Annotated in this window: 18 protein-coding genes; 8 read left to right on the plus strand and 10 right to left on the minus strand. The window is 66.7% G+C overall.

All coding sequences use genetic code 11. From position 1 onward, the window contains the following. Nucleotides 1–153: 153 nt before the first annotated feature. Together ACFXNW_RS07970 and ACFXNW_RS07975 are read left to right on the plus strand one after the other, a co-directional pair. A complete protein-coding gene (locus tag ACFXNW_RS07970; RefSeq protein WP_379416888.1) occupies nucleotides 154–720 on the plus strand; it encodes a copper chaperone PCu(A)C in 567 nt (188 codons plus the stop codon). Then, nucleotides 713–1924 (plus strand): Dyp-type peroxidase, encoded by a 1212-nt coding sequence (locus ACFXNW_RS07975; protein ID WP_379416889.1) that lies wholly within the window; start codon nucleotides 713–715, stop codon nucleotides 1922–1924. The genes ACFXNW_RS07970 and ACFXNW_RS07975 overlap by 8 nt, the downstream gene beginning before the upstream one ends. Nucleotides 1925–1979: 55 nt before the next feature. Here ACFXNW_RS07975 and ACFXNW_RS07980 read toward each other — a convergent pair whose 3' ends face one another. The 5 genes from ACFXNW_RS07980 to ACFXNW_RS08000 form a co-directional block, all read right to left on the minus strand. Further along, nucleotides 1980–2330 carry a hypothetical protein gene (locus ACFXNW_RS07980; RefSeq protein ID WP_379416890.1) on the minus strand — a complete coding sequence of 117 codons (351 nt, stop codon included), beginning with the start codon at nucleotides 2328–2330 and terminating at the stop codon, nucleotides 1980–1982. 129 nt (nucleotides 2331–2459) lie between these two features. Next, nucleotides 2460–3683 (minus strand): oxygenase MpaB family protein, encoded by a 1224-nt coding sequence (locus ACFXNW_RS07985; protein WP_379416891.1) that lies wholly within the window; start codon nucleotides 3681–3683, stop codon nucleotides 2460–2462. A gap of 862 nt (nucleotides 3684–4545) precedes the next feature. Then, the gene (locus tag ACFXNW_RS07990) at nucleotides 4546–5229 is read right to left on the minus strand and encodes a hypothetical protein (protein ID WP_379416892.1); all 684 of its coding nucleotides are present in this window, start codon (nucleotides 5227–5229) and stop codon (nucleotides 4546–4548) included. A 133-nt stretch (nucleotides 5230–5362) separates the two neighbouring features. Continuing rightward, entirely contained in the window at nucleotides 5363–5974 is a 612-nt protein-coding gene (locus ACFXNW_RS07995) for a class I SAM-dependent methyltransferase (protein ID WP_379416893.1), read from the minus strand. A gap of 149 nt (nucleotides 5975–6123) precedes the next feature. Then, nucleotides 6124–7011, minus strand: coding sequence for an SDR family NAD(P)-dependent oxidoreductase (locus ACFXNW_RS08000; RefSeq protein WP_379416894.1), 888 nt, complete (start codon nucleotides 7009–7011; stop codon nucleotides 6124–6126). Between the two features lie 339 nt (nucleotides 7012–7350). Here ACFXNW_RS08000 and ACFXNW_RS08005 point away from each other — a divergent pair, with 339 nt between their 5' ends. Both ACFXNW_RS08005 and ACFXNW_RS08010 read left to right on the plus strand, forming a co-directional pair. Continuing rightward, nucleotides 7351–8340 (plus strand): alpha/beta hydrolase, encoded by a 990-nt coding sequence (locus ACFXNW_RS08005; RefSeq protein WP_379416895.1) that lies wholly within the window; start codon nucleotides 7351–7353, stop codon nucleotides 8338–8340. Beyond that, complete coding sequence (locus ACFXNW_RS08010) at nucleotides 8337–10037, plus strand: 3-ketosteroid-delta-1-dehydrogenase (protein WP_379416896.1); 1701 nt, start codon at nucleotides 8337–8339, stop codon at nucleotides 10035–10037. Before ACFXNW_RS08005 ends, ACFXNW_RS08010 begins: the two co-directional genes overlap by 4 nt. 247 nt (nucleotides 10038–10284) lie before the next feature. Here ACFXNW_RS08010 and ACFXNW_RS08015 read toward each other — a convergent pair whose 3' ends face one another. Beyond that, on the minus strand, nucleotides 10285–10590 hold the full coding sequence (locus ACFXNW_RS08015; protein ID WP_379416897.1) for a hypothetical protein: 306 nt from the start codon (nucleotides 10588–10590) through the stop codon (nucleotides 10285–10287). A gap of 73 nt (nucleotides 10591–10663) precedes the next feature. Beyond that, nucleotides 10664–11245, minus strand: coding sequence for an HdeD family acid-resistance protein (locus tag ACFXNW_RS08020; RefSeq protein ID WP_379416898.1), 582 nt, complete (start codon nucleotides 11243–11245; stop codon nucleotides 10664–10666). A gap of 236 nt (nucleotides 11246–11481) precedes the next feature. Here ACFXNW_RS08020 and ACFXNW_RS08025 point away from each other — a divergent pair, with 236 nt between their 5' ends. Beyond that, nucleotides 11482–12465, plus strand: coding sequence for a glycosyltransferase family 9 protein (locus ACFXNW_RS08025; RefSeq protein WP_379416899.1), 984 nt, complete (start codon nucleotides 11482–11484; stop codon nucleotides 12463–12465). Here ACFXNW_RS08025 and ACFXNW_RS08030 read toward each other — a convergent pair. Beyond that, nucleotides 12447–12788, minus strand: a complete 342-nt coding sequence (locus ACFXNW_RS08030; protein ID WP_379416900.1) for an ArsR/SmtB family transcription factor — start codon at nucleotides 12786–12788, stop codon at nucleotides 12447–12449. The genes ACFXNW_RS08025 and ACFXNW_RS08030 overlap by 19 nt on opposite strands. 183 nt (nucleotides 12789–12971) lie before the next feature. On the opposite strand from ACFXNW_RS08030, the gene ACFXNW_RS08035 reads away from it, so the two are divergent. Together ACFXNW_RS08035 and ACFXNW_RS08040 are read left to right on the plus strand one after the other, a co-directional pair. Continuing rightward, complete coding sequence (locus tag ACFXNW_RS08035; RefSeq protein ID WP_379416901.1) at nucleotides 12972–13664, plus strand: M23 family metallopeptidase; 693 nt, start codon at nucleotides 12972–12974, stop codon at nucleotides 13662–13664. Between the two features lie 188 nt (nucleotides 13665–13852). Beyond that, nucleotides 13853–14941: a hypothetical protein gene (locus ACFXNW_RS08040; protein ID WP_379416902.1), complete on the plus strand. Its 1089-nt coding sequence runs from the start codon at nucleotides 13853–13855 to the stop codon at nucleotides 14939–14941. Here ACFXNW_RS08040 and ACFXNW_RS08045 read toward each other — a convergent pair. Then, on the minus strand, nucleotides 14907–15230 hold the full coding sequence (locus ACFXNW_RS08045) for a hypothetical protein (RefSeq protein ID WP_379416903.1): 324 nt from the start codon (nucleotides 15228–15230) through the stop codon (nucleotides 14907–14909). The genes ACFXNW_RS08040 and ACFXNW_RS08045 overlap by 35 nt on opposite strands. A gap of 369 nt (nucleotides 15231–15599) precedes the next feature. Between ACFXNW_RS08045 and ACFXNW_RS08050 the strand changes: the two genes are divergently transcribed. Further along, complete coding sequence (locus ACFXNW_RS08050) at nucleotides 15600–15935, plus strand: RNA polymerase-binding protein RbpA (protein WP_280236975.1); 336 nt, start codon at nucleotides 15600–15602, stop codon at nucleotides 15933–15935. A 109-nt stretch (nucleotides 15936–16044) separates the two neighbouring features. On the opposite strand, the gene ACFXNW_RS08055 is transcribed toward ACFXNW_RS08050, so the two are convergent. Continuing rightward, a complete protein-coding gene (locus tag ACFXNW_RS08055) occupies nucleotides 16045–16845 on the minus strand; it encodes an ABC transporter permease (RefSeq protein ID WP_379417347.1) in 801 nt (266 codons plus the stop codon). Nucleotides 16846–16847 lie beyond the last annotated feature (2 nt).

The raw sequence follows: 16847 nt of genomic DNA on the forward strand, positions 1-16847 counted from the left end.
TTCACATCGCGTCGGGCTTCGGCTACACCACACGATTTCGGGCGTTCGTCCCGAAATACCGCGGAGGCCATCGGTTCCTGCGAACGACACAGATCGGGTCCGGGAGCTATCGCTGACCTCACCTACCAGATATCAATCCCCCAGGGAGATCCCGTGTTCCACCGCACTTCGGCATCCCCGGCGCGCTCACGCATACGCCGCGCCGCCGCCACCGTCCTCGCCGCCGCCACACCGCTGATGGTGCTCGGCTGCTCCGATGACGCCGCCGCACCGGCAGATTCCGCCGCCGCGGTCACCATTTCCGAGCAGTGGGCCAAGGCCGCCGACAGCGGCATGTCAGCGGCGTTCGGGCAGCTACACAACGGCAGCGACCGCACCGTCACCGTGGTGTCGGCGAGCAGTCCGGCCTCGGCCACTGTCGAGCTTCACGAGGTGGTGACCGGCGACGACGGCGTCAAGGTCATGCGCCCGAAGGCGGGCGGATTCGCCATCCCCGCCAACGGCGAGCTCGACCTGGAGCCCGGCGGCAACCACATCATGTTCATGGGCTTGAACGGTCCGCTGCGCACCGGCTCGGAAGCCCCGGTCACCCTGACCTTCGACGACGGCTCGACCTCCACGTTCACCGCGCAGGTGCGTGATTTCCCCGGCAATCAGGAGAATTACGAACCCGGCGGCGATCACGAAGACGGTGCCGCGGCGCCGGCGCACGGTGGCTGACCCGGTCCGCGCCCGTTCCCGGCGGCTGAACCGGCGGAGCCTGCTCGGTGGCGGTGCCGCCGCTGCGGGCGTCGCCGGTCTCGGCCTGGGAGCGGCCGCGTTCACCAGTAGCCGCGACAACACCGAACCGGTCGCGGCCGCAGTCGAACCGTTCTACGGCGAACATCAAGCCGGTATCGCCACCGCGCCGCCCGCACACGCGGCGTTCGTGGCGCTGGATCTGCGACCGGGCACCGACCGCGACGACATCGTCGGCGTCTTGAAGATCTGGACCGAAGACGCCGCACGGCTCACCGCTGGTCATCCGGCGCTCGGCGATACCGAACCGGAACTGGCGCAACGACCGTCGCGGCTCACCGTCACCGTTGGCTTCGGCCCGCGGGTGTTCGAGGTCGCCGGGTTGGCCGCGCGGCGCCCGGACTGGCTGAAACCCTTGCCGCCGTTCGCCATCGACCGGCTCGACCCCGCCTACGGTGACGGCGATCTGCTGCTACAGGTCTGCGCCGAGGAATCGACGGCGGTGTCGCACGCGGTGCGGGTGCTGTGCAAGAGCGTGACGTCGCTGGTCTCGGTCCGCTGGGTGCAGCGCGGATTCCGCGACGCCACACCGGGCACCACCCCGCGCAATCTGATGGGCCAGGTCGACGGCACAGTAAACCTCGCTGCGGGCACACTGGATTTCGAACGGCTGGTGTGGGACGACGGTGCCGAGCAGCCATGGCTCGCGGGCGGGACGTCGCTGGTGTTGCGGCGGATCGCGATGACGCTGGACACCTGGGACGAAATCGACCCCGACGGACGGGAACTCACGGTCGGCCGCCGGTTGTCCAACGGCGCGCCGTTGACCGGAAGCACCGAGTTCGACGAACCGGATTTCGCGGCCGTCGACGCCACCGGCATTCCGGTGATCCCCCCGTCATCGCATATCGCGCGCGCCCATCACACCCATGACGGTGAGCGTTTCCTGCGCCGTGGTTACAACTACGACGACCCTCCGCGCCCGGGCGAGACCTCGAACTCGGGCTTGTTGTTCACCGCCTACCAACGCGATGTGAGGACACAGTTCCTGCCGGTGCAGCAGCGGCTGGCGGAATTCGACGCGCTCAATGTGTGGACGATTCCGGTGGGCTCGGCGGTCTTCGTCATCCCACCCGGGGTCCTGACGCCAGACGGCTACCTCGGGCAGACGCTGTTCGAGGCCTGACCGCACGGTTCTCGGTGCCGGCGATCCCGGCACCGAGAACCGTGCAACGGCGGGATCAGGTCCAGAGCGCAGCGATCAGCACATTGACGATTGCCAGCCCGCCGGCCGCGTGCGTCATCCACGGAACGGCCTTGCCGCGCTTGGCATCGGCGCGGCTCATCTCCGCGAATGCCGCGACCAGTACCGAGATGGCCAGCTTGAAGCCGATCTTCACCATGTCCAGATCCTTGTCGAGCGAGTCGATCGACTCGGCCAGCCCGACCAGGATGATTCCGGTGATCAATTGCAGGCGCGCACCCCACACCATCAGCTCCGACACCACGGGCTGCGAAGCCGCGTAACCGCCAACCACCGCAGCCATTCCGAGCAGATGCGTGACGACTACGACGTTGTAGATCAGGTCCATGAGACCAACGCTAGCCGATGACGGCACCCACTACTACGCCAAGTCGTATTTTCGCCGGACCCAGTTTTCGCAAGCGCCGATCCTGCGTAGACGGAGCTTCGAGCGAGCGCGGAAACGACGGTGTAGCGGTCAGGCAGCGTGCCCGAGGTGTTGGGCGGAGTCACCGATAACAGCGGTGTCATTGCCGGTCAAGGTGCGAATGAACGCCACCTGCGCCGCGCGACCTCGTGCGGCGGCGCGATCGAATCCGCCGGGCACGATCCGAGCCCAGATCGACCGACCGAGATTCACCGGTATACGCAGCATCGGGTACCAGGGCACGACCTTGGGAGGCAGGCCGAGCTTCCGCATCGCGGCGGGCCCGAGGAACATGGTCGCGATCGACAGGTGCTGTGAGCGCGCGATAGGCCTGCGCAGTCCGGTGAGGTGCCGGTAATGCCAGCCCAGCGGTTCATCGCGCATCGGCAGCGCCAGCTGCGGTGAGGTCTCGTCAGGGTTCGTGATCGCCGTCAGCGTGTGATAGAGAATGCGGACGCTGTCACGGAAGCTGTTGGGCAGGAAGCGTTCCTCCACACCCATCACCCAGCCGACGTACCGCGTGAAGTGCGCCGCCGCATCAGCGTCACGCGGTGTGGACAGCTGCCCCATGCCGATCGCCCCTACCATGGGCGCGATCAACGCCCCGACCAGCGTGGCCGCCATATCGGTCTGATTGATCGGCAATCCCCACTCCTCGCCACGCCAGTCCGGCAACGCCGCCACATGACGGCGGACCATCGAATGGATCATCCGCACGTGCACAGTCGACTGGTAGCCACGCCCTAGTGGGCGCATGCCGCCGGTGGACGTCACATCCATCGCCCACTGAGTGGTCTCGGCGAACCGCTTGGCCGGCCCCTTTTCCAAAGCTCCTGTGCGAAGCAGGGTTTTGTTGAAGCCCGATGCCAAGTACCCACCGAGGAACGACATATCACGCGCTACATACAAGCCGTCGCGACCACCGATGCTGAATACGCGTTCCGCATGCCGGATCTTGTCCCAGTCGACCCAGTCCGGAACGTTTTCGATGGACTCGAAGAACTCACGCAACGGACCGGGCGCCTCCGGCACCGTCGCGATCCCCTCGCGAAGAGCTCGCTCGAACTGCGGTCGTGCGGTCGCCATACCTTCGCGGTACATCCAATCCACCAGCTCGTCCATCGGCAGATCGCCGACGCTCAATGCCTCGCCCAGTTCGTGGAACTGCGCCGAGGTGGGCTTGCGCACGCCGAGCGCTCGCGCGAGTACCCCCAGCCCTGGGCCGGGGACAGCCCGCGGCGAATCCGGGTGCCGACTCGGGATGGTCGTATCCATGGGCGCACTCTCCTTTGAGTAGGCATGGGTCCCGCCGGCACTGCGCGATCGATCTACGCCCCGCCTACCAGCATTCTGGCAAGAGTCTCTACCAGAATCCGAGCTTTGGCAAGGTTCCCTACCAAATACGACATCCCTACGTCGACCGCAGCAACATCCGGAGAGGCGGAGGAGCCGACCACCACGCACGCCGACAGCCCGCCGGATCGCATCCAGCGGGCTGTCGAGGACCTACCTACTATTCGGCGGAAAAGCTCGAAAGCCCGCCGAAGCCACTGAAGATGTCACCGAACGCACCCAGAAGGTCGCCGAGGCTGCCCAAATCCACTGAACCCATTTTCACTCCTGCCCTTGTGCGTAAATATGCGGCACTTTTGCACCGCCACGCACATTGGTAGTGCCTTAATCTAAACGTGATCCTTTATTGATCTTAACGTGACCAAGCTTCAGGTGAACTCGAGTTGAACTCACGTCCTCGACAGTGTTGATCTACGAAATGCCGGAAATTACACGAATGTCAGCCCAGCACCTCATCCAGAATGGCGATGACGACCGCTTATGCGGATGGCGACGCACAGCGCCATCTGCCTATCTATGCATGTCAGAGAGTGTGATGTTGTCGATGTTTTACGGAAGTACCCATGTTGCGATCTCTCGGATCGAGATCATCACATCCCATATGGCTGTATCCATGGATTCGATTCGCCATGGGCGCAACAGGATTCCGCAGGAAAATAATTGAAATAGCAACGGCTTCGACCGCAGTGCACATCGTGCGATTTCGTCCTCGTTCGTCACGCGGTGTCAGAATCGCGAATGCTCCGCCGGGAGCGGAGATTTCACGCACCCGCCGAAGCCGCGTTCATACGACGCTACTTCCGCCGGCACTGCCGCCACCGCCCGGAGTGCCCCGCCACCCCGTGCGTCCAGAGCTCCCGCTGCCCCGCTGGGTAATCCATCTGTTCCCCCCATCGGCGGCTGAGCGACGCTCGAGACGCAGACCCAGCAAGAACCCGACGGCTTCCGGGCGCTCACCCAGGTATTCGGCAATCTCCTCCACGCTGCCGTCCCCGGAATACAGCGCCTTCAGCACCTCGGTCATCTCCCGCTCGGCTGCCGACCGCCGCGGATACAGCTGCTGGTCCAGTGCCGCGCGTGCTTTGTGGGCCTGGTCGAGATCCGACCGGTACGACGTACCGTGTTCGGCGGTGTAGTCCTGGAAGAACTTTTGCCGCGCCTCCCATCTGGCCAGGCCCGCCTTCTGCCCTGACCACCGGTAGTGCCACGGTCGCAGCGCGATCATCAACCGTTTGCCGAGCGACCACGTCGCGGGATCGAGCCGCATCGGACCAGGGCGTCGCGCCATGAACTCCTGATAAGCCCGCGACTCGCTCTCCTTCACCGCCGCAGACTCCAACGCACCGAGATCGGACTCGATGTCGCGGGCTCGCGCCAGCGCCTCCCGCTGCTCCGGTGTTTCCCACGGCGAATCCCGCTTCTCACGTGCTCTCTGGTAGCGCAGACGGAGTTCCTCACGATCGATCACCGGCCTATTGTCCATCCGCACATCTCATTTCGCATGCGGCTCAGGCATCTCCCGACGTCCGCGACCTCGGTGCGAGCTACAGGCGGGTGCCGGGCCCGCGGCAACGCCGGGCACCGCCACCGCAGTAGGCGCTTCAGGCTCGGGTGAACACGGCAACCAGGAAGTCGGAGTCGTCGGTGAACGGGCGCAGGTCCCAGGTCGACAGCCGCAGGTCCACGGCGAGGCCGCCTGCCGAGGCGTCGGCGAAGAATTGCTCGAACTCGTATCCGCGGTCGGCACCGAATCCGATGACAACCCGTCCGGTCGGTGCGAGGTGGCGGGCGAAACGCGAGAGCACCTGCTGCCGGGTGGAAGGCGCGAGGAAGGTCATCACATTGCCCGCGCACACGATCACATCGAAATCCGCTTCGACACCACGCGCAGGCAGGTCCAGTTCGGCCAGGTCACCGACCAGCCAGGTCGGGCCGGGATGGTCCTGCTCCGCCGCCGCGATCAGCACCGGGTCCACATCCACCCCGACGACCACATGGCCTGTGTCGTGCAGATATCCGCCGATCCGCCCCGGACCACATCCCGCGTCGAGTACCCGCGAGCCCCGGCCGACCATCGCGTCGATCAGCCGCGCCTCCCCCACGATGTCCTGCCCCTGCGCCGCCAACCCGCGGAACCGCTCCACATACCAGGCCGAATGCGCCGGATCCGCCGCGGTGATCTCCTCCCACTGGCTCGGGACACGTTCACTCACGATCGGCTCCTTCTCGATGCACCGGCAGACGCTGCCACCGTAGCGTGCACCGTCGGTGCCGACATCGGCGCTGCGACCGGGCGCCGCGATCGGCAGTCCATCGCCGCGTCGACCCGGCGCTGATCGGGCCGGCGGCCCGGTCCGCAGCGTCAGAGTCCGGTCGCGCTCACATGGGGATTCGCCCACGCCGGTGGCCGTCGTCGAGGCAACAACTCGGTGCCGTCGAGGCTGAACACCGGAAGGTCGTGACGCCAGGGGAAGTGCAGGCTGAATGCCACCAGGCCGGTGCGTTCGGCCGCAGGCCGTTGGCACATCGCCAGGACCGTCTCGGCCAGGTATTCGACGGGTTCGGTCTCATATCCGTCCGGCATCAGACCCGCGGCGCCCGGGGTCATGATCGCGGTCGACGGTCCGACCGCGTTGACCGCGATATCGTCGTCGAGCAGCTCGGCGGCCAATCCCTGCGTGAATCGATGCAGAGCGGCCTTGGTGGCCGCGTAGACGACATCGCCACCAGCTTTGTTGTAATCGCGAAACGGCCGCACCGGACTCACCCCGGTGACCGAACCGATGTTGACGATCCAGCCCGCTCCGCGTGCACGCATGTGCGTAATCGCGGCTCGCGACAGCGCGAACGGGATCCGCAGGTAGTGGTCGATCGTCCGGTCGAAGGTGTCCATCGACATCTCGTCTACTCGCGCGTAATCGGCGAAACCGGCGTTGTTGACCAGGATGTCGATCCCACCCGCTTCCCGGACGACGGCGTCGACGAGTCCATCGCGTGCGTCCGGATCGGTCAGATCGGCGGGAATGGAGACGGCCCTGCCGCCCGCGGCCTCGATCAACGCCACGGTCTCGGCGACCGTGCCGGGGATGGTTTCGCTCGTGCTGAAGCGAGTCGACGGCGACGGTGCGGCCGAGCGCGCGGTCACCACCACCGTGGCGCCCTCGGCCGCCAGGCGCTGCGCGATCGCGCGTCCGATGCCCCTACTGCTTCCGGTGACCAGCGCGACCTTGCCGTCGAGCGATTTCCCCATGGGAGCCCTCACATCCTTGTACAACAGCGTGCTTCTTCTGCTTTGTCACCAACGCTGCGTGCCTCCGAGCACAGCGTGCAGTCATTGGCCAAGAGACAGCGGTCGATCTGCGGACCAGCCAACCGGCTGGCGGCCCGGCGGCCGAGGGCACGGTTCGGTGAGCGGGACATCAGGCGAAGGCGTCTGCGAACGGCGGCCCTCCGCGGTTTCGGCGTCGGAAAAACTCCAGATGTCCACTGTTCGGGAACAGCGACTATCCGCGGCCCGCCGGCGACATACCGTGTCGCCGAGCTCGAGCTCGAGTGTCACAGACCACACCGACCGCAGGAGGCCGCGCCCGTGGACGCCAATGCTGTTCCGAAACACGCAGCTGCACCGGTACTCGATCCCGAGGTGGCGGCGCTGCTGGCCACACTCGATGCCGGATTTCCCGATGTGACAACCATGGCGCCTCCCGAGTTGCGGCAAGCGATACGCGGCCGTCGCGGCCCCCTGGCGAAACTCCCCGACATGCAGCAGGCGCGCGATGTCCGCATCGACGGGCCGGGCGGCCCGCTCGACCTGCGGATCTATCGGCCGCACCGCGACCACGCGGCGCTGCCGGTCGTCGTGTTCGCCCACGGTGGTGGCTTCGTGTTCTGCGACCTGGACAGCCATGACGAGTTCTGCCGGTCGATGGCCGAGGGGGTCGGAGCTGTGGTCGTCTCGGTGGACTATCGCCTGGCCCCCGAACATCAGGCACCGGCGGCCCACGACGATATGTATGCCGCGCTCGAATGGGCGTCGGCGCATGCCGCGGACTTCGGCGGCGACCCCACCCGCATTGCCGTCGCCGGTGACAGCGCAGGCGGAAACCTCGCGGCAACCGTCGCCATCGCCGCCAGGGAGCGCGGCGGCCCGGCGCTGGCGGGTCAGGTCCTGCTGTACCCCGTGATCGACGACGACTTCGACACCGAGTCGTATCGCCGGTTCGGCATCGGGTACTACAACACCGCCGCCGCGATGCGCTGGTACTGGCAGAAGTACGCCCCCAACGGCACCGATGACCCGCGACTCGTGCCGACGCGAGCGCGGTCGCTGGCGGGCCTGCCACCGGCCGTGGTGATCACCGCCGAACTCGACCCGCCATGTTCATCGGGCGACTCGTACGCGGACCTTTTGGCCTCGGCGGGAGTGCCGGTGCGACATCGCCGCTACGACGGTTTGTTTCACGGCTTTCTGACATTCGCGGACCTGACGCCCACCACAGCAGCCCGCCAGGAGATCTGGCACATGCTGCGTGAACTACTGGCGCCGACGACCGGCCCAGGTGAAGGAGTACACCGATGAAAAAAGCGCCGGCACCCGCGGCAGCACATGAGCTCACCGTCGATCTGCTGGTGATCGGATCCGGTACCGGAATGGCGGCCGCCCTCACCGCGCACGAGCTGGGGCTGTCGACACTGATCATCGAGAAGACCGAGTACGTGGGCGGTTCGACCGCGCGTTCGGGTGGCGCCTTCTGGATGCCCGCCAATCCGGTCCTGCGTAAGGCGGGCACCGGAGATACCCGGGAGCGCGCCGAAACCTACGTGCGCGCCGTCGTCGGTGATTCCGCACCCGCAGAACGCGGCCATGCCTTCGTCGAAAACAGCGATGCGACAGTCGAAATGCTCGATCGCGCGACGCCGATGAAGTTCTTCTGGGCCGAAGGCTATTCGGACTACCACCCCGAACTCCCCGGCGGATCGGCGATCGGGCGCACCTGCGAATGCCGGCCGTTCAACGCGTCATCGCTCGGCACCGAACGCGCCCGGCTGCGTCCCGGGCTGATGGAGGCGCCGGTTCCCATGCCGACCACCGGCGCCGACTACAAATGGATGAACCTGATGGCACGGGTTCCCGGCAAAGGCATTCCGCGCATCATCAAGCGCCTCGCTCAAGGCATCGGTGGTCTGGCGCTGCGCCGTGAATATATAGCAGGCGGCCAGGCGCTGGCAGCGGGTCTATACGCCGGAGTGCTGCGCGCCGGTATCCCGGTGTGGACCGAGACCGAGCTGGTTCGCCTGTCCACCACGGGGAAGCGGGTCACGGGAGCGGTTGTCGCCCAGGGCGGGCGCGAGGTGACGGTCACTGCACGCCGCGGCGTGGTACTCGCCGCGGGTGGCTTCGACCACGACATGGCCATGCGGCACAAGTTCCAGTCGCAACGACTGCGTGATCACGAGAGTCTAGGCGCAGAAGGCAACACCGGCGACGCGATTCGGCTGGCGCAGGACACCGGTGCGGCGATCGATCTGATGGATCAGTCCTGGTGGTTCCCGGCGGTCGCACCGCTTCCCGGGACCGCGCCCGTCGTCATGTTGGCCGAGCGTTCGCTGCCGGGGTCGTTCATCGTCGATAACACCGGCCGCCGGTTCATCAACGAGTCGACCGACTACATGTCGTTCGGGCAGCGGATTCTCGACCGCGAACGCAACGGGGACCCCGGGGACCCCGTTGAATCGATGTGGATCGTGTTCGACCAGAAGTACCGCAACAGCTATATCTTCGCGGCGGGCCTGTTTCCCCGTCAGCCGCTGCCGAAGTCGTGGTACGAGGCAGGGATCGCCCATCGCGCCACCGACCCGGCCGAGCTGGCCCGCAAGATCGGCGTGCCCGCCGATGCGTTCACCGATCAGCTGCGCCGGTTCAACGCCGACGCCGCCGCGGGCACCGACAGCGAGTTCCGGCGCGGGCAGAGCGCCTACGACCGCTATTACGGCGATCCGACGATCGAGCCGAACCCCAACCTGCGCCCGGTCGACCAGGGATCGCTCTACGCGGTCCAGATGACGCTGAGCGATCTCGGCACCTGCGGCGGTGTGCGGGCCGACGAGCGGGCACGGGTACTGCGCGAGGACGGCAGCGTCATCGACGGCCTCTACGCGATCGGCAACACCGCGGCCAACGCATTCGGCCGCACCTATCCGGGCGCAGGCGCGACGATCGGGCAAGGGCTCGTGTTCGGATACATCGCCGCCAGGGATGCCGCCGCGCGCTCCTGATCGGAGCCGTCACTACCCGACGAGGCCGGCCCACGTCTTCGGAAACGAATCGGCGTCGGGCCGGCTTCGCTGTGTCCTGAGCCGGCCCCGCTGTGTCCTGACATGCCACCACGGCGGCGGCGAGCGCCTGGGTTCTGGACGTTCCATCGGGGCTTCGAGCTACCGACTTCGCATCGACCGAGCCCGAACACACGAGTGGACCCCGTGATGGCTCACGGGGTCCACGTCGACTTCGGTGGGGCCGGTACTACTGCACCGAGACGCTGCCACCGGTGGGCACGTAGCCGATGGTGTTGGGCTCGATGACGCCGAGGGCCTGGCCGGCGCAGTCGGGGCCCGCGTACAGCGTGATGGCCCGATCGGTCGAGTTCCCCACGGTGGTCTGCAGCGTCGAGTAGAAGCTGTCGCCGGTGTTGAAGCAGCCCACCGGGTTCGCGTGCAGCTCACCGTTGAGGTTCAGGGTGCCACCCGCGGCGTGTGCGGCGCCCGGCGCGAGCAGGGCGATGGCGCCCGCGGTGGCCAGCGCACCGACGATCCCAGCAGTACGAAACATTCGTGCCTCCAGTTCCTTTCGATGTCGACCCCCGACGTCGACCGATAACCCTGCGATTGTGCCATGACGCACGCTATGCCGGAACACCGAGATCCTTCGCGTCCTTGCGCACGCCGAAGGCGGTGATCATCTCCATGATGCCGAGCACGATCAGCCAGATACCCGCCACCCAGGCCAGGGTGGCGATCGATTCGACCGGCCAGACGATCAGCACGACGCCGGCAATCGCGGTGAGCACGCCGAAGAACCCTTGCCAGCCGCGGCCGGGCAGATCCGGCTCGGAGACCGCGGCCATCGTCACCGCGATGCCGCGGAACAACCAGCCGATGCCGATCCAGAGACCGAGCAGCAGGATCGAGGTCAGCTCGTCACGGAAGCAGAAGACGCCGATCACGATCGACAGCACGCCGCTGATGAAATACAGCACCCGCATGCCCGTACTGGCAGGCGCCGCGAACGCCGCGAGTAGCTGCAGCAGACCGCTGACCACCAGGTAGATGCCGAAGATGATGCCCGCGACGAGCAGCGTCTTGCCCGGCCACACCAGAATCAGGATTCCGAGGATCACCGAAAGCAATCCGGTGACCAAGATCGATTGCCAGGCGGCACGCGCGAGGGCCTGCACGGGGCCCGGCGAGATGATATTGGTCGTCATGAAGTGATGTTATGCCCGAAACCACTGGTTCTCTGGGCATTTGCTCGGTCGGCCCACCCGCGCGCCGTCGCCGGGGTCGTGCACACCACCTGCCAACTGTGACCGAGAACGCCGCGACTATCACGTTTGCCGCTGTATGCGCCGGGTAATTGTGGGTCAATGGCTCTCGTCGTGAACGCCGTCAGGTGAGTCGAGTGGGTCGGGTATGACGAGTCTCGGGTGGCTAGGAGAAGAGGGTGTCGGTTGTTCTCGTGCTTCAGGCACGCGGTCTCGGTGATCTGCTCACCGCGGTCCCGGCGTTGCGCGCGCTGCGCCGGGCAAGGCCGGACGACCGCATCGTTCTGGCGGCACCGCACCGGCTACGGCCCATCGTCGACCTGATCACCTCGGTCGATGCGATGGTCCCCACCGCCGAGGGCGGCAGTCTGCGCTGGGACGGACCCGCCCCCGATCTCGCGGTCAATCTGCACGGCCCGGACACCGAGTCGATCGTCGAACTGATCAAGACCGATGCGCGCCGCATCCTCACCTACGGCAACCCCGCTTTCCCCGAGCTGCCAGGGCCGCAGTGGGAGGCCGATATGCATCTGGTCGACCGCTGGTGCCATCTCCTCGAGTTCGACGGCGTAGATGCCGACCGCCGCAATCTCGGGCTGGTTCCGCCCGTCGCCACCACCAGCCACCGCGATGCCGTCGTTGTCCACATCGGCGCCGGCGCGCCCGCGCGCCGCTGGCCGCCGGACCGGTTCGCCGCGGTCATCCGGCATCAGTCGGTGCTCGGCCGGGAGGTGGTGATCACCGGCGACGAGTTCGAGCGCGAGATCGCCCTCGGCATCGCCGCCCGAGCCGGACTGCCGCCGCATCGCGTCCTCGCCGGTGAACAGAACCTGATCGAGCTGGCCGCCACGGTCGCCGAGGCCTCGCTGGTGCTGTGCGGTGATACCGGGGTCGCACATCTGGCCACTGCGTTCGGCACCCGCACGGTGCAGTTGTTCGGCCCGACTCCCCCGAGCCGGGGCGGGCCGCCACCGCATCTGCTGGGCAGGCACGACGTGCTGTGGGCGGGCCAGGTCGGTGATCCGGACGCCGGCAGCACCGACGCCGGTCTGCTGCGGATCGGGGTGAGCGAGGTGATCGGCGCGGTCGATGCCCAGCTCGGCAAGCACACCTGGGCGGGAGCAGGCAGCGAACGGCCCCGCGCCTACCGCCGCGTCGGCTGAGGGCCGTCCTCTTCCAGTTGTGCGGTGTGCACCGCCGCCGAATACGCCGCGATGGCGCTCGGCCAGAACCGTTCGACATAGTCGCGAGCATCGGCCAGACCACGCGGGTCCAGGAAATACAGCCTGCGGTTGCCGTCCGGTCGCATCATCACCAGCCGCGCCTCGCGCAGCACGCGCAGATGCTGGGAGACCGCTGAACTACTGACCCCGACGTCCGCGGCCAGATCACCCACCGACCGCTGCGCATGCGGTAACGCCTCGAATATCGCCCGCCTGGTGGGGTCGGCAAGCGCTTCGATCGCCCGCACTCCATTAGTCGCCACTAACACAGTGTGATCAACTGGCCATCCCTCGGTCAACTCGGTCTATTACCGCGTTCTCGCAGCTGAACACCGAATGTCAACCGTGTCGTTATCACTTCGTAATCATCGAACTGGCGTTTTACGCGCTGGTGATGGTAGCCACAGGATTGCGGAGCGGGCGTGACCATCCCGTAGCTTCGAGCCATGCCCGTGACCGTTCCGTTACTTTCTCACCGTCCCGGCACACCGCGCCCCGGTCGTCACAGCGTCGTCACCCGCGTGGTGGCAGCCTCGGCGGCGATCGGCGCCTCGCTCGGTGTGCTCGCCGGATGCACCGAAGAGAACTCGACCGAGGCCATCCACGCGCCGCGCCTGGTGGCCGACAGCAGCGACGCCACCTTCACCGCCTTCACCCCGCCCGAAGCCCAGCGCGCACAGACCGTCCCCGAGGCCGTGGCCTGGGAACAGAATCGCCTGGCCATCGAGTTCGCACGCCCGAAGACCCTCCGCCCCGTGGCAGGCCCGATGAGCTCCACCTTCGGTATGCGCTGGGGCGCCATGCACGCAGGCATCGATTTCGCCGACCCGATGGGCGCCCCGATCGCCGCCGTGACCGACGGTGTCGTCATCGAGGCCGGTCCGGCCAGCGGTTTCGGCCTGTGGGTGCGCGTCCAGCAGGACGACGGCTCCGTCGGCGTGTACGGCCATATGCAGGACATCCTGGTCTCCGTCGGCCAGCCGGTGCGGGCAGGCGATGTGATCGCCACCGTCGGTAGCCGTGGCCAATCCACCGGACCACACCTGCACTACGAGGTGCACCTGCCCGGCGTCGGCCCGATCGACCCGCAGCCGTGGCTGGCCGCGCGCGGAATCAACGTCCACGGCGACCCGTCCTGACAACTCCGGAGTCTGCGTCAACTGACGCCGGGTCCCCGTAGACACGGACTGTCAGCGAGATTTCCTCCGCTTCTACGTCGAGGTAGTTCCAGGGACGAATCCGGCGCCAAGACCCCGTACTCGGGTACTGGCGGTAATGGCTCTGTGGCGGGATGCCGCAGGGCGCTGCGGATTCCTAGCGTCGACACATGGCCACCACCGAGATCGACTCCCCGGCACAGACTTCCACGGATTCGCGGCGCGATCCCACGGCCGGCCCGCTCCGTCGCGGGCGTCTGCACAGACCGCTGCTCGCCATGGTCGGCGCGATGACCGCGCTGGCGATCGTTTCGGCCGGTGGTGTCGTCGTCGACGACCGGATGCTGCTCGACGAGTCGGTGTGGGTGAAGCCGTTGAAGTTCGGGATCGCCTTTGCGATCTACGGGCTCACACTGGCCTGGCTGCTCGCGCTGCCGCATCGAGGCCGCCGAGCCACCTGGTGGCTCGGCACGGTTTTCGCGGTGACCGGCTTTCTCGACGTGGGTTTCATCGCCGTACAAGCCGCGCGCGGGACATTCAGCCATTTCAACAACTACGACTCCGACCCGGTGAACGTCATCGGACAGCAGATTTTCGCGTCCAGTGTTCCCGGACTATTTTTCGCGAATCTGGTCATCGTGCTGATCCTGTGCTGGCAGCGGCTGGTGGACCGGCCGACCACCTGGGCGATCCGAGCCGGACTCGCGCTCGCCGTCGCGGGCATGGTGCAGGCGTATCTGATGGGATTCACCGGAACGCAGCGTGTCCTCGACACCGAGGGACGCGTCGTGGAATTGATTGCCGGGCACACCGTCGTCGATCCGGCCGACCGCACCGAGGCAGCGCGCGACGGGGCAGGCATGCCGATCACCCACTGGAGCACCATCGGCGGCGACCTGCGGATTCCACATTTCCTCGGACTCCACGGCATCCAGGTGCTGCTGCTGGCGGTGATCATCTCGGCGTGGCTGAGGCAACGACATCCGTGGCTGCGCGACGAGCGCACCCGCACGGAGTTGGTCGGTGTGCTGGCACTGGGCTGTGCCGGGCTGTTCGGTCTGACCTACTGGCAGGCCATGCGGGCGCAACCGCTGCTGCGCCCGGACGCCGCCACCGTCCTCGCGTTCGCCACCTTGCTCGCCGTCGTGGCCTGCCTGACAGCGCTGGTGTATCGCAGGGCTCGCGCCACCCGGCCGGCATCGCCCGCACCCGAATCCACGGAAATCAGCGCAGACGTTCGGCCTCGTGGGCGAGTTTGAGCAGCGTTTCACTCAGTGCGGCGAGTTCGGTGGTGTCGGCGCCTTCCCCGATCGCGGTGGCGACATCCTCAGCCGCACACCGCGCGGCGAACCACCGATCGGCCAGATCCGCGGCCTCCTGCGCGCTCAGCACCACGGAGTCTTCGGGAATCCCGGTCCCCTTCAAGCTGTTGCGATGTTCGTAGGCACGCTGACGGCACGACTGGCGGCAATACCGTCGCCTCCGCCCGACCTCGGATTCCACGATTTCCCGCCCACACCACAGGCAGGACAGTAACCGGCGCGACATGACCCGACACCCTAACCGCACGTACCCGTGGTCCGCACAGGGCACGCCGCACCGGTGACAGCTGCGAACAGCGTAGAATAGCCAGGTTCTCCCCCACAGGGAACGAAAGTAGCCCACCACACGTTCACAGAGCACATGGTGCTCGCGCCCGGCCGGCCACGCCGGGAGCGAGAAGCTCACAACCGGTTCCGCGCATCCGTGCACGGCCGACCGGACGCCGAGGAGGTTCGCGACCGCGCCACCAGTTACCCCTGGAGGGGCGAGTCTTACGAGCCCGTTCGCAGCCCGGCGCGGAAATCCGAGTCATCGAGGGCCGCGAACACGCCGCGACGCAGGAGCGGCACATCAAACACAGAGAGGACCGAACAGATGGCAGATCGCGTACTCCGGGGCAGTCGGCTCGGAGCGGTGAGCTACGAGACCGACCGCGACCACGATTTGGCACCGCGCCGGATGGCTAAGTACCGGACCGACAACGGTGAAGAGTTCGACGTCCCCTTCGCCGACGATGCCGAGATCCCGCCGACGTGGTTGTGCCGCAACGGCCAGGAAGGTGTCCTGCTCGAGGGCACGACGCAAGAGGCCAAGAAGGTCAAGCCGCCGCGCACCCACTGGGACATGCTGCTGGAACGGCGCAGCAAAGAAGAGCTCGAGGAACTGCTGAAGGAACGTCTCGAACTGCTCAAGACCCGCAGGCGCGGCTGAGCACACCAGCCGCCGCCGACAAAGGCCGCTCCCACCGGATTCGTCCGGTGTGAGCGGCCTTTCGCTTGTCACGGGTACGCCGCTGTGTCCTACCCACGGCGTACCGGGCTCAGTGGCTGGCGACCTTGCGGTAGCGCAGCAACGCCAGCGGCACCGCCACCGCGAGGATGGCCAGCGAGCAGATGACCGCGTATTCGACACAGTGCTCGGCCGGCCAACCGGTCGGGGTGGCAAACGATGGCGGCGAACTGTTGTCGAACAACTTGCGCCCCGCCGCCGCGACGGCGGTGATCGGATTCCATTCGGCGATCGTGCGCAGCGGACCGGGCAGCGTCTCGGCGGAAATGAACGCCGAGGAAATGAACGACAGCGGGAACAGCCAGATCAACCCCGCGCTCTGGGCGACCTCTACCGTCGGGGACAGCAACCCGGTCAACGCGCCGACCCACGACATCGCGAACGCGAACAGCAGGATCACCGCGAAGGCCAGCGTGGCATCGGCGATTCCACCGTTGATCCGCCATCCGACGATATAGCCGCAGCCCACCATGACGACCAGGCTGAGAATATTGACCACCAGATCCGACAACGTGCGACCCATCAACACCGCCAGCCGTGACATCGGCAGGGTCCGCATCCGGTCGATGATGCCCTTGTGCAGGTCACCGGCCAATCCGACGGTGGTGAAGGCCGCGTTGAATGCGACGGTCTGCGCGAAGATCCCGGCCAGCAGGAACTCCCGGTACTGACTGCCGCCCAGCGACGCACCGAAGATGTAGGCGAACAGGAATACGAACATCAGCGGCTGGATCGTCGCGGTCACCAGTAGCGTCGGTACCCGAAGAATCGTCAGCAGGTTCCGGTAGGCGACGATGGCGCTGTCGCGGAAGACCCGACCGCGCGGCGACATAT

Source organism: Nocardia sp. NPDC059180 (assembly GCF_042754945.1).
In the GTDB taxonomy this organism is placed as follows: domain Bacteria; phylum Actinomycetota; class Actinomycetes; order Mycobacteriales; family Mycobacteriaceae; genus Nocardia.